Below are 706 nucleotides of genomic sequence, written 5' to 3' on the forward strand. Positions count from 1 at the left end.
AGTCTGGTGACATGCTAATGCTAATGGTCCACGGAGAAAAAGGTGGAATGAAGACGGGCGTATTTGAGTATTCACTCGGAGCCAAAGAAGATGGCGCAGTAAAGGTTGACGGTAAGTTGGTGATGGACATCGTCCGCGCTAAATAAGGAGAGCATATATTTAAAAATTGCCCCTCTAGCTCCCAGTAATTAGCGTGAATAAAAGCCCTTACCACCGCAGTTCGTCGTTAAGGGCTTTTGTATTGGATGAACCGTTACAAACTAACCGATCATTTCTCTTTGGTGAGGAGAACTAAAGTCTAAATCAGGCCCTTTAGGCACCACTTGCGTTGGATTAATCCCTGTGTGACTGAAGTAATAATGGCGCTTAATATGATAGAAATCAGTGGTATCGGCGATACCGTCAATCTGATACAACTCTTTCAGATAACCCTGAATATTGACGTAATCGGCAATGCGTTGTTTATTACACTTGAAGTGCCCAACGTACACGGCATCAAAACGCACTAACGTGGTGAACAAACGCCAATCGGCTTCCGTAATTTTATTGCCTGCTAGATAGCGATGGGTCGCCAGATGAGCATCAATTTTATCTAAGGCCGAAAACAACAATTCAAAAGCCTCTTCATACGCTTCTTGCGAAGTAGCAAAACCGCAACGGTACACCCCATTATTCACGTTTGGATAGATGTAATCATTCCATTCAT

General features: G+C 43.3%; 1 protein-coding gene. It reads right to left on the reverse strand.

Going from position 1 to position 706, the window contains the following annotated elements; all coding sequences use genetic code 11:
- Nucleotides 1-260 precede the first annotated feature (260 nt).
- On the reverse strand, nucleotides 261-706 hold a 446-nt coding region (locus R7093_RS25585; RefSeq protein WP_318147066.1), incomplete at its 5' end, for a glutathione S-transferase C-terminal domain-containing protein.

This window comes from Vibrio sp. 1580 (assembly GCF_033340055.1).